This window comes from Carboxylicivirga mesophila (assembly GCF_018271975.1).
Lineage (GTDB): Bacteria > Bacteroidota > Bacteroidia > Bacteroidales > Marinilabiliaceae > Carboxylicivirga > Carboxylicivirga mesophila.
On the sequence record NZ_JAGUCN010000032.1, the window covers coordinates 1 to 13140 of the forward strand.

10 protein-coding genes are annotated in these 13140 nt (G+C 42.1%); 1 reads left to right on the plus strand and 9 read right to left on the minus strand.

All coding sequences use genetic code 11. The features are described 5' to 3' along the window. Positions 1 to 501 precede the first annotated feature (501 nt). The 4 genes from KEM09_RS19825 to KEM09_RS19840 form a co-directional block, all read right to left on the minus strand. A complete protein-coding gene (locus tag KEM09_RS19825; protein ID WP_212231169.1) occupies positions 502 to 1977 on the minus strand; it encodes a methyl-accepting chemotaxis protein in 1476 nt (491 codons plus the stop codon). A gap of 181 nt (positions 1978 to 2158) precedes the next feature. Then, positions 2159 to 2578 (minus strand): c-type cytochrome, encoded by a 420-nt coding sequence (locus tag KEM09_RS19830; protein WP_212231171.1) that lies wholly within the window; start codon positions 2576 to 2578, stop codon positions 2159 to 2161. Between the two features lie 21 nt (positions 2579 to 2599). Further along, positions 2600 to 3481: a DUF5777 family beta-barrel protein gene (locus tag KEM09_RS19835; RefSeq protein ID WP_212231173.1), complete on the minus strand. Its 882-nt coding sequence runs from the start codon at positions 3479 to 3481 to the stop codon at positions 2600 to 2602. Between the two features lie 491 nt (positions 3482 to 3972). Further along, on the minus strand, positions 3973 to 5190 hold the full coding sequence (locus tag KEM09_RS19840; protein ID WP_212231175.1) for a multidrug effflux MFS transporter: 1218 nt from the start codon (positions 5188 to 5190) through the stop codon (positions 3973 to 3975). Positions 5191 to 5451: 261 nt separating this feature from the next. Between KEM09_RS19840 and KEM09_RS19845 the strand changes: the two genes are divergently transcribed. Further along, positions 5452 to 6030 (plus strand): hypothetical protein, encoded by a 579-nt coding sequence (locus KEM09_RS19845; protein WP_212231177.1) that lies wholly within the window; start codon positions 5452 to 5454, stop codon positions 6028 to 6030. 144 nt (positions 6031 to 6174) lie between these two features. On the opposite strand, the gene KEM09_RS19850 is transcribed toward KEM09_RS19845, so the two are convergent. The 5 genes from KEM09_RS19850 to KEM09_RS19870 form a co-directional block, all read right to left on the minus strand. Further along, positions 6175 to 7617, minus strand: coding sequence for a leucine-rich repeat domain-containing protein (locus KEM09_RS19850; protein ID WP_212231179.1), 1443 nt, complete (start codon positions 7615 to 7617; stop codon positions 6175 to 6177). A 311-nt stretch (positions 7618 to 7928) separates the two neighbouring features. Next, a complete protein-coding gene (scpA, locus tag KEM09_RS19855) occupies positions 7929 to 10085 on the minus strand; it encodes a methylmalonyl-CoA mutase (protein WP_212231180.1) in 2157 nt (718 codons plus the stop codon). Positions 10086 to 10126: 41 nt separating this feature from the next. Continuing rightward, a complete protein-coding gene (locus tag KEM09_RS19860; protein WP_212231182.1) occupies positions 10127 to 10510 on the minus strand; it encodes a GxxExxY protein in 384 nt (127 codons plus the stop codon). A gap of 32 nt (positions 10511 to 10542) precedes the next feature. Further along, a complete protein-coding gene (mutA, locus tag KEM09_RS19865; RefSeq protein ID WP_212231184.1) occupies positions 10543 to 12411 on the minus strand; it encodes a methylmalonyl-CoA mutase small subunit in 1869 nt (622 codons plus the stop codon). Positions 12412 to 12609: 198 nt separating this feature from the next. Next, complete coding sequence (locus KEM09_RS19870; protein ID WP_212231186.1) at positions 12610 to 13059, minus strand: DMT family transporter; 450 nt, start codon at positions 13057 to 13059, stop codon at positions 12610 to 12612. Positions 13060 to 13140: the final 81 nt, after the last annotated feature.

Sequence of the window (13140 nt, forward strand, 5' to 3'; positions counted from 1 at the left end):
CTCGTCCTTATCACAGGCGAAGCAACTAAGAATAAAGAGTGCACAAGAAATCCAATAGACTGGTTTATTCATTGCGTTTAAATTATAGATGTAGGTTCACTATTCTTTATCTCATAATCTACATAAAAAATGCTCAAGCACTTGAATAAACCACTGTTTGGGTCAGGTTATTCTTAGCAAAAACACTTATAAGTAGCTTTCCCTTCGGCGGTAACAAAGTAATGTAATTCTTTACATTAGACCAAATGGTCGGTTGACATTTTTTTAATCTTAATAGTTAATTAATATGCTATCATTAATTACAGTGCTCTTGAGTGATATATTCTATTCGCAAACAAGAAATTTGCTTTAACTCAAAGCATAATTTACGAACGTGTGAGCTGATGCATCAGCACTAAGAAATACTCGATCACATATACGTATCCATCTGCTATTAAAAGAAAGCCACCCCGCTTTGGGGTGGCCTTAAAAATATCTTATACAATAGTATGTTATGGCGTATTAGCCCTGTTGCTTAGCCAACTTAAAAAATGCCACCAACTGCTTAAACTCTTGTGCCTGCATCTTCAGCTCTTCAGCATTGCTGGTTAATTCTTCGGCTGTTTCAGCATTTACTTGCGTTGAGCGGTTAAGTTCCGACAATACTGCGTTAATCTGCTCAGAACCTACATTTTGTTCATTGCTTGCCGTGTAAACCTCGTGCATCAGTTCAGCCGTCCGCTCAATCTCGGGTATTGTCTCTGAAACCAGGCGCACTGCTTCCTCCGAGACCTCGACGCTTGAGCCAGATAGCTTCACAATCTCTTCGGCTGCACTTTTGCTTAGTTCGGCCAGGTTTTTAACCTCGTTGGCCACTACTGCAAAGCCACGACCTGCAGACCCCGCACGAGCTGATTCCACAGCTGCATTCAGCGCCAGTATGTTGGTTTGGTTAGCAATATCATTGATAATACCAATTTTAGAGGAAATACCCTGTATGGCATTCAGGCTCTTATCGGTTGAGTTACTAACGTTGACCATGGATTGGGCAGCTTTGGCTGCCTTTGTGCGTGTCTGATCAGAATTGGCCGTGTTTTGTTGAATGGAAGCAAGCATTTCTTCCATGGAGGCCGAAACTTCCTCCAACGAGCTGGCCTGCTGAGTGGCGGCCTCCGAAACCCGGGTGGAACTAATACTCAACTCTTCGCTTGCCACGGCAATATTGTTGGCACCTGTGGTGATTGAGGTTACTATTTTGCGTATGCTCTCAATCATCTGGTGAAGACTCTTGCCTATTTCTCCAAGTTCATCATTGCTTTGTGCATCAATATCAACAGTCAGGTCGCCATTGGCAATGCGTTTACTGGTGAGCAGAATGCCTTTAAATGAATTGTTAATGCGCCGGATAATGATAAAACTAATTAAAATGGCAATCACAATAATGCAGAGCGTAAAAGCCGATATCTGTAATACCGATGATTTGACACTTTTGTAAACCGGTTCGGTGCTGGTAGATACAATAAACAGGCCTCTGATATCGCCAGCATGCATGGCTGTTTGACTCTGCCCCTGATTATGACAAAAGGCGCAGTTGAGTTCCTCACTGTAATACACTGGCCGAATAATCCGCAGCTCACTGGTTTGGTCATCAAATACCTTTAGCGACTGAAGATTGTTTTCCTTCAATGTGTTTTCATATGCAACTTCTTCCGCAGTTGCCTGGTGGTTCTTATTTAAGGCTTCCTGTGATACAATCCTGAATTTATACGAGCCTTCCAATAGGTCTTCTGTTTCATCGGCATTATCTTCCGACATACTCCCATCGGTATGGTATCGTAAGAAATGCATGGTATACAAATCAAGTATGGAATTGCTCTTGTTTTCAAGGTCATCAATTCCTTGTGAATAAATGCGCATGGATGATACCAGCAAGGCAATAACCCCGCATGATAGAACCGGAAGTATAACGAGTAAAAGTAATTTTCTTTTTAATGACATGGGCTTGTGGTTAAAAGTGTTTAATTAATCATTTAAGTTTTATAAAAATTGCTTATCCCGATTAAGTAATTTTCATTAGCTGCATGCAGCTATTAGCAAAACTTCCTGCCTTCTGCGGTAATTCCCTCATTAGATACTGCATTTGATGTCTCGAATCAGCTTTGCTTGCCCAATTGTCTGTTTATTGGTCTTGGAGTGCTCTCACATAGTTTACAACGGCCCATTTGGCTTCTTCCTCCGGAATCAGTTTCATAAAATCTGGCCGGTCGGCAATGCCCACAAATGACAAATAGTAAAGTTCTCCATCGGTATATTCTTCCATGTATTTGGCTGACAAGTCGCCCGGAGGTGTTTTCATATTCTTAGACATTACGCCATCGCCTTTGCCTTTTTTGCCATGGCATGATACACAATGACGATTAAAATTGCGAAGACCAATCATTTTCAATGAGGCATCATCCTTGTATGGATTTTCTTTGTTTTGATATTCGGCAGGCACTTCTTTCTTAGTGTGCTCCTGCTTGGTCGTTTTAGTCGTAAACGAGATGTGGATGATAGCCCAAAGCGCTATAACCGCGAGTTTAAACAGATGTTTTTTCATAGTAGTTATGATTATTTAGTATTAAAAGAAGTTGTATAAACGTGTAATAGTAAATCCAAACCTGATTTCGCCCTCCCTGAAATCGTTGCGATTAAACAGCATATTGTGCTGTGGCAAAAATCCGTCGGATGATGAAATATACAGCTGAAATACGTGTGCACTGGTTCTTATTTCCCAACCCAGGCCAATATTTGCATAGGGCGTACTGGTAAACTCACGGTGCTCGGTAATTGAATTCAGTTCCAGTGGCACATCGCACTGAAATAATATGGCATGCTTATAGTTAACGGTGATGCGGCCATTCAATCCAACGGCTATTTTGTCATGATCCATGCCCGGCTCTGTTGCATTAAAATGCGAAAAACTGGTATTGGCCTGAATACTGGCCACCTCACCAAACTTACGCCCAACAATAAGTTGGGCAAAATAAGATAAGCGATCAGAGAAGGCATAATCCGTACCGAACACCTCCTTTTCGCGGCCATCAATAGCCATATTGCCATAAAAGCCTACAGCCACCGGAATCCTGTTTTTACGGGTTTGCTCCAGCAAAGTATATTTGAGCGAAAAATCACTGTACATCCTCACTAAATGCAAGCCATAACCAACCTGCATATTCTTAAGTGGTACATAGTTGACCCCGGTTCTGATGAAAGCACCCGGCGCATATATCCCGAAAACATCCTTTATGCCATTATCCATATTTCCAAACTTATGTTGAATCATAAATTCGAAAGTCTTCTTAACAGGTATAAAGGTGGTTTGGTTATCGACCAGTAGACCACTTAAAAACGGTTCGCTTACCGGTAAGTCTTTCTCAATAGTGTTTTGTGGAACAACATCCTGGGCCATTGTGGAAAGCCCAATAAAAATTGTAAAGGCAAGAGTAAGTAAATTCTTCATGTATGTTTGGATTGTAATGGTAATGCAGTGGTACACCTTCTCGGTCGGAGCAAAATGGCCATTGGGCAATTAACGATAATCCCAATAAAAACAGAGGAAAGCAAATGAGAGGCAGGTAACAGGCCGGACCTCGTCCTGTTTAAATCTTCGATGCCTGTTTGAATTATGTTGTACCCACAATCAAACAGAGCCAGAAGTACTGTACCTAAGAAGGTACAATCCAGCAAAGCAACTCTTTTCATTCGAGCAACGGTATTAGGTGTAATTAAAAGTCAAATGAAATATAGTCAATTATTATAATAATCTGAAAATGAATTGGGTAAACAATCAGATTCGAAGCTCAGGAAATAAGTCTATTTGATTGGTATGATGACTATTAGAGAAAAGATTCTGGATATAATTGTAATTTAGATTGAATTAAGCATACTTCTTCATACACCTATATATTAATTGATAAGTGCCTGATCATAAATGCACATAGCTAAATTAGCTTAGGGACATATTAGGTTGCGTTCACTCCTTTTATATAACCAATAGAAGCCATTGGCCAATACCGCACACACAAACATACTGATACCCAATGGTAGCAGGTTGCCTGTATAAAATACAGCAGTTAGAGAACCTATTAAAAAACTGACAACAAAACGGGTAACGCCAATCATGGCATTGGCCGCACCACTAATTTTTGGTAAGAGGTTCAGAATGGTAGCGGTGGCATTGCCAAACACCATGCCCAGACTGCCAATATAAAACACCACGCCGGCAAATACCGGAATGAAATGTGCTTCACCATCAACGGTGAAGATAAATATAAGGGTAGCCGCTACCAATCCGGCAAACAAACCTGTTTTTAGAAGCAGCTGGGGTGAGTATTTTTTTAGCAGTCGGTTATTAAGTAAGGACAGTACCACGTTGAGCAATACATTGGCGGCAAATAAAATCGGAAACACCTCGGGTTTCATGCCGAAATATTCGAGGTAGATAAACGATGAACTGGTGATGAATACAAACATGCCACTCATAGAAAAGGCAGTTGCCAATAGCAGTAGCACAGCTGGCTTCGACTGAAAGAATAGCTTGTATTTGCTGAAAAATTGCCCGGGGGTAATACGCCGGGTAATCAGGTGCGCCTCTCTCGACTCGGGCATAAACGTATAAAACAATACCCATAAGACCAAACCATAGGCCGCCAGGAACCAGAAGATGGACTGCCACCCGATTAATTGCCCCAATGCGGTGCCAATGATGGGCGACACCAATGGTGCAAACATCATGACCATGCCCACCATGGTGGCCAGCCGGGCGACCTTGGCTCCTTTAAACCAGTCGCGTACAAACACCATGGCCGTTACCGACGAAAAACCACCACCAAAAGCCTGAACAGCACGTAAGACCCATACCTGCTCTATGGTGCGACAAAACGGAATGCTGAGTGCCGACAAGATGTATAGCGTAATGCCTGTCATGGCCAGGGTTTTTCTGCCAAAGGCATCGGACAATGGTCCGCCAAAGAAATTACCCATAGCAAACCCCAGAAAATAGACCGTTAAAGTTATCTCAACCAGGTTAATGGTCACCCCAAAATAATCGGCCATAATAGGCATGGATGACAGGTAGGTATCGATGGCCAGCGGCGACATAGCCGTTAGCATAGCCAGTAATATGGTGATGGCTGGTATAAAATATTTTGAATCTTTACTGATGGTCATAACGCTTCCTTTCTTGGCACAAATAAGCATTGCACTAGTCCTGTACCAATTACTCTAACACAATATTCCCTTCTGAAATAAACAGATTGAAGGCTTTGCCTTACAAAAAGGAAGCCAAGGTTACAGTTCCGGACAACAAAATGAAGAAAAGCTGTCATAACGACCAGAAGCTACTTTGCCATTTGATAAAAGTTAAGGATTATTAGGTATTGGGTAGACAACCATCCATTACCTTTGCAGCGCGAAAACAATTTTGGACGGATGAAGAAACTAATATTAATAGCCCTGCTTATTGGCACGGCATGGGTCACTAAGGCACAGGTATTTGGCTCACCGCAGATGCTGGGTAAAGGCAAAGGAAACTTTGGCATGATGCCCACCCTACTGGTGAATAATGGCAATGATCAGCTGATGCTGTTTATGAACGGCGGCTATGGCATTGCCCAGGGCGTTGATTTAGGCATGAAGCTGGGCGTATTTGGCAACAGCAATTTTGTTGGTATGGATGTGCAGTTCAGCAAAAGCAAAAACTTTTCGTTTGCAGCCGGTATCCATTCCTTTAATGATGTGGCTCTCGACCTCACGGGTTTGCTATCGTTTAATGTGGGTAAAGGGGCGCGCCTGGCCACCGGCCTGGATGCCGATATTGTATTTGCCAACACTACCCGCGTGCCGGTATGGATTCCCATCAACCTGGAAATATGGATCAAAGAGAACATGACCTTTATGCTCGAAGCCGATATCGACACCAAGCTGTTTAGCAACAGTTACCACCTTATTTCGGCGGGTATTCAGGTGTATTTTAAAAAAACGAGAACACTATTTGACACAAAGGATTGAGTAAGCCGATACGCTTTTATTAGGTCGTATCGGGAAATGTAGGATAGTCTCTACCCTCTCAATTGCCTTCTCTATCGACTCTGCGGTAAAAAATAAAAAGCCACCCCTAAAATGAGATGGCTTCAAAATGACGTATGGATTGAATTACATTTTTACTTTACAGTCAGGCAATAGCTTCGTCAATTTATCCAACTCACTTTGAGGAAGTGGATTTCCTTTCAGAATAATTGTCTTCAATTCCTTACAGGCACCAATTTCATCGGGGATGAGCTTAATACGATTCTTTGACAGATCCAGACGCTTCAGATTAACCAACTGGCCAATTTCAATTGGAATACTCTCAATGTCCTGGTTCTTAAAGTAAATTTGGTTTAACTGGGTCAGCTCGCACACCTCTACCGGAAACTCGCCCAGCTTGTTAAATGACATATACATCAGCATATAGCCCTGTGTTGATGTATGGGTTACCATGGACTCATATGGGTTTAATTCTCCCGATTCAACCGCTTTATCGTGCGCATCTTTCGCTGCAGCGTATTCGTTCATTTGCTGCTTTGACGCATAGGCACTATAGTCGTTTTTAAATTCTTCATAAGCTGCCATTCCGCGGTTGGTCACTTCCACCTGACGCGCTGACAAATCCACTTTAGTATCTTTATTTAAAAGGTAGTATCCATTTTGCTCATTGCAACGATCGCGCAGTACTTCCCATTTCATGGTGCGATTATTGGACATGCCCGAATACATATTCAGTGCCTTATTAACCTGCACAATGGCATCGTTATACTGTTGAAGATAAGCATAGGCTAAAGCCATATTGGCCCGTAAAGTAGCCGCCACTTTTTTATTGATGCGTGATTTACGATCATTCAGATCCGTCTGCTCCAATTCCTTTTCCCAGGCAGCAATGGCCGTCTCCAGTTTAGCTTTCGCCTCAGCATGCTGATAATCGGCATTTATCAGCTTATAAGCCTCAGCAGCCTCTTGGGCTACCGCTTGTAAGGCATCGTAATTATGCTCTTTACTGGTTTTAGGATAGAATACCTCTACTTCTTCATCAACATAGCGAAACATCACGGCCTTATCAACAAAATCCTGCGCCTTGGCCTGCACATTAGCAAACTCATCCTCCGCCACTATTTCTTTGTAAGTATCTGCCTGCTTTTTCCATACATCTACCAGTATGGCTTCCAGAAAATAACAATCGTCTTTACCAAACATGGTGCTTGAATTACCGGCTTCCGAAGTTCTTTTGCTAAACAACACCATACCGGTATTGTCTGTAATGCGCAAAATACCTGATGGGGTTTGGTGCTTTACCTCGTAGTAATAATTCTCAATGACTTTGGCATCTTTAATGCTCGCCCCTTTGGCCTTACAAAGATTGGCCCCTTTGTGCACGGTTTTATCACCCAATGAGATGTCTGTGTGAGCCACTTCAGCCTTAATCTGATTCCAGTCGATATCTTTTACCGGGATTCGTGGATAAGTTAAATAAGATGTTTCGGCTTTAAATTCATCAATCCTCTGTGCCGTAGCTGAAAGACAGAATAGTCCCAGCATCATTCCCAACGCTAATTTTTTCATTTATACGATTTTTATAGAGCTAACCGGCTTAACATTTATCCTTTCCCTAAGGATAAACGCTCCCCTATTCCAACTAACTCTTTCAGGTTATAGGCTGTTCTACTGGCATCTACTGGAATAGTTACGAAAGGAAAGAAAAATTAACATTGAAGTATAAGTAAATACTATGGTTCAACTGTTTAGAAGCATCTGAAAGAGACAAAATATTTCAATATAACCTGGCAATAAATACAAGAAAAGCCACCCCAAAAACGAGGTGGCTTTCTTATATCTATTGCACGGTGCTCAATGCACTGCGCACTATTTACAAATTACTCAGCATGCTGCTCAATCAGCATGTTCAGGATGTCAGAACCTGCTTTAGCAACTGAAGTACCAGGACCGAAGATGGCCACAGCACCTGCATCGTAAAGGAATTGGTAATCCTGAGCTGGAATTACACCACCACAGATTACTAGGATATCCTCACGACCCAACTTCTTAAGCTCTTCAATTATTTGAGGAACTAAGGTCTTGTGACCAGCAGCTAATGAAGACACACCCACTACGTGAACGTCATTTTCAACAGCTTGCTTAGCCGCTTCGGCTGGAGTCTGGAACAATGGTCCCATATCCACGTCGAAACCGATATCAGCATAACCGGTTGCTACCACTTTAGCTCCGCGGTCGTGACCATCCTGACCCATTTTAGCGATCATGATACGTGGCTGACGACCTTCTTTCTCAGCAAATTGTTTTGCTAATGACTGTGCTTTTGCAAACTCTTTATCGTCTGCTGCTTCTGCGCTGTACACTCCTGAAATTGATCTGATTACTGCGTTATATCTACCTACGATTTTTTCGCAAGCATCAGAAATCTCACCTAACGAAGCACGCTTCTGTGCTGCATCAACAGCTAAGGCCAACAAGTTACCTTCGCCAGTTTCAACCGCTTTAGTAATAGCAGCTAAAGCAGCCTGTACTTCTTCTTCGTTACGGTTAGCACGTAGCTTAGCTAAGCGCTCAATCTGTGACTTACGAACTTCAGCGTTATCGATATCCAAAATATCGATTGGATCTTCTTTCTCCAAACGGTACTTGTTAGTACCCACAATGGTTTGTGTCTTCGCATCGATTTTAGCCTGTGTGCGGGCAGCAGCCTCTTCGATACGCATCTTAGGAATACCAGACTCAATCGCTTTAGCCATACCACCTAATGACTCAATTTCCTGGATGTGAGCCCAGGCTTTGTCTACCAACTCATTAGTCAACGACTCTACGTAATAAGAACCGGCCCATGGGTCAATCGCCTTACAGATTTGCGTTTCATCCTGAATGAAAATCTGCGTATTACGAGCAATACGAGCAGAGAAGTCTGTTGGTAATGCAATTGCCTCATCCAATGCGTTAGTGTGTAACGACTGAGTGTGACCAAGGGCAGCGCCCATCGCCTCAATACAAGTACGACCAACGTTGTTAAAAGGATCCTGCTCAGTCAATGACCATCCTGAAGTTTGTGAGTGCGTACGTAGCGCTAACGACTTAGGATTTTTAGGATTGAACTGCTTCACGATTTTAGCCCACAACATACGCGCTGCACGCATCTTGGCAATCTCCATAAAGTGGTTCATACCGATAGCCCAGAAGAATGATAAACGAGGCGCGAACGCGTCAATATCCAAACCAGCATTAACACCGGCACGTAAGTACTCCAAACCATCAGCCAAAGTATATGCTAACTCAATATCAGCGGTAGCACCTGCTTCTTGCATGTGGTAACCTGAGATAGAGATTGAGTTAAACTTAGGCATGTTCTGTGATGTATATTCAAAGATGTCGGCAATTACCTTCATCGAGAATTGTGGTGGGTAGATGTATGTGTTACGCACCATGAACTCCTTCAAAATGTCGTTCTGGATAGTACCAGCCATCTCCTCCAACTTAACGCCTTGCTCTAAACCAGCTACGATGTAGAAAGCCATTACCGGCAATACAGCACCGTTCATAGTCATCGATACAGACATTTTATCCAATGGAATACCATCGAACAATACGTTCATATCCAGGATAGAGTCAATCGCCACACCCGCTTTACCAACGTCACCTACTACACGCTCATGATCTGAGTCATAGCCACGGTGCGTAGCCAAGTCAAATGCTACTGATAAACCTTTCTGACCAGCAGCCAGGTTACGACGGTAGAATGCGTTTGACTCTTCAGCAGTAGAGAAACCTGCATACTGACGAACCGTCCAAGGACGCATAGCGTACATCATTGAGTAAGGTCCGCGTAAATATGGAGGTAAACCGGCCGCATAGTTCAAATGCTCCATGCCCTCTAAATCGTCCTTACTATAAACTGGTTTCACAGGGATTTGCTCTGGTGTCACCCAGTCTTTCTTCACCCCGTGCTTTTGTTCCCAAGCCTTAGCATCAGTCGTTCCGCAAGGCTTGTTTTTGATATCTATGTTATTAAATTTTGGTCGCATAATTTTAAAATTTAACGCTGAGACACTGAGGCGCTGAGGTTTTAACTATTAATTCTTCGTCTAATCCCATTCTTTAAAACGGTCTCATTAAAATTGATTAATAACCCGAGTTTCATTCCTGAAAGCTTTAAATAAGTCACTAATTGAACTTCATGAACTGAAAGAATGTCTTCAACAGCTTTAAGTTCCACTATTAACTTATCTTCCACTACTATATCAATAATAAAATGCTTACTCAGTTCTTTACCTTTATAAATGATTGGAAGCTTTACCTGGTTTTCCACTTTTAAACCTTTGTTTTTCAATTCGGAAATAAGGCATTCTTCGTAAACCGCTTCTAATAAACCTGGGCCAAGTTGCCTATGCACCTCAATCGCTGCACCAATTACTGCACTTGTTAGTTCATTATAAGCTTCCTCATTCATAATACTCTGCGTCTTGGCGTCTCTGTGTTTTGTTAAATATTTAGCAAACTGTTGAAGCCTTGCAATGTTTCAAGCACATTCGAACGAACATTGATAAAGTTTGTGATGCCTTTGGCTTTTAGTTCATCAGCACATGCAGGAGCACCAGCAATTACCAAAGGTATATCACCCAGTAATTCGAATGCTTTTGGAGCTGCTTCTGTGTACTCATCATCAGAGCTACAAAGTACAACGATATCAGCATTAGCTGCTTTGGCTGCTTCAACACCCTCTTCAACAGTTTTGAAACCAAGGTTATCCTGAATTTCGTAACCGGCACATCCGAAGAAGTTACCAGAGAACTGTGAGCGCGCTAAACGCATAGCTAAGTTACCGTAAGTCAACATAAATACTTTTGGACGCTTAGCTGCTTTCTCGGTAGCCAAACGCAACTCTTCGAAGTCTTGTGCACCGCGGAACAATGTGATTGGCTCAACATCGCTTCCTGTTTCGCAACAAGCGCATGACTTAACTAATTTGCTGGCATCAATGTTACCAGAGATGATTTCGCCTGTGTTAGGGAACTGGTTAGTACCCAATAGATTTTCGCGACGAGTAGCTACCGCCTTACGACGTTTTTCAGCAGTTTCTTTCACAAGGCCTTGAATAAAGCCTTCTTTCATAGCTGCCAGGTAACCACCTTTTTCTTCCACCTCAACAAACAAAGCCCACGCTTGCTCAGCGATGCTGTTTGTCAGGTTTTCGATATAATATGAACCCGCTGACGGGTCAACAATTTTCTCAAAGTGAGATTCTTCTTTCAACAGTAACTGCTGGTTACGTGCTACACGCTCTGATAACTCAGTAGTTTCTTTGTAAAGCGCGTCGAATGGAATTACAGTTAAGGACTGTGTTCCACCAATAGAAGCCGACATGGCCTCAGTTTGCGTACGAAGCATGTTTACGTTTGGATCGAAGATAGTCTTGTTCCACTCAGAAGTTTCACTGTGTACATGCATTTTGCATACTTCAACACCAGTTGGCTTGTAAGCTTCAACGATCTTGGCCCATAACAAACGACCTGCCCGTAGCTTAGCGATTTCCATGAAGTAGTTACCACCAATACCGAAGTTGAACTTCATCTTAGCTGCTGCTTCATTGATTGAAAGTCCACGCTCAGTTAACTGCGACAGGTACTCGTTACCCATAGCTAAACCGAAAGCCAACTCCTGAACGATAGAAGCACCTGCGTTGTTAAAATGACGAGCATTAACTGCAAGCGTTTTGAATTGTGGGAAGTTTTTAGCTACCTCAGCCACTTCTTTCACACGGTCTAAAGCTTTCTCGATATCGCAACAAGCTTTTCCATTGATGGTTAAATCACCAATCGGGTCGAAGTTGATTGAACCTTTAACTTCAGCATGTGTGCGGTTCATCTTGTTTAGAACTGCCACAACTGCCTCAATTAACTCCTTGTTGCCACAGCAAGCGTTGAAGTTAATTTCCACATCGTCAGAAATGATGTTTTTCAATAAAGCCTCAACGTTAGCCTCAGTAATAAGCGCTTTGTCTTCAATTACGAAACCAATACTGTCAACACCTTTTGTTAGAACGGTCAATGCTTTTTCATTAGCCGCTTTCACATCTTTCACCAAAATGTCCTGACGCACAAACCATTTGTTGGTTTTCGCGTTATTACCTCTTACATAAGGGAATTCGCCAGGTTGGCTTTCCAGGTAGTTAATTGATTCAAGGTCTTCAGAACGATAGAAAGGCTGTACATTGAACCCTTCGTTGGTTCTCCATACCAGCTTTTTCTCAAAGTCTGCTCCTTTAAGATCTGCCGTGATTTTATCCATCCACTCTTGAGTAGAAACTGGTGGAAAATCACTAAATAACAGTTGTTTTGTTTTATCTGCCATAATGTAACTGTTTGTTTTTTTCCAAGGCGCAAAAATAAACCTTTTGTTGATATTAGAACTAATTTTTAACTGTTTTTAATGGTGTTATAGAGCATGATTATCAATAACATATGCAAGTATCTTCATACTTTCGATAGGTCTCATATCGCTCCAACTTATACTTAATCAGTCAGTTATTAACGCTAAATTTCTTTAATTCTAAAACCGCTGAATTAAAAACACGCCAATAATTAAAAGAATAATTCCGGCAATTCGTCCGGGTGAGATGGCATGAACCGTAATGTTGAAAAAACCATAATGGTCAATTATTGAGGCTACAATCATTTGACCACCAATGGAAGCACCCAACATGGTTGCCACACCAATTTTAGGGATAAGAATAATGGCTGAACTCACATAAACCGCCCCCATAACACCGCCAATAAACAAGTATAACGGGATGGCTTTAATAGTTTCCTTTGCCGGCAGATCGGTTTTGGCAAATACATTTATCGCCAGTAAAATAATTGTTCCTACAAAAAAGTTAACAAAAGCTGCCTGCAGCGGATTCTTCAATAAACCTCCCAATTGCGAATTGATACTGCCTTGAACAGCCAACAGGCCACCAATTAACAAGGCAATGCCCGTTAGAATATACTTTAAATACATATAAAATCCAGGTCGATTAGTTGAGTTGCATCAACTAAAATTTGTGTTGCAATTTACGGTAAAAAGTGCGGAAAGGAAATG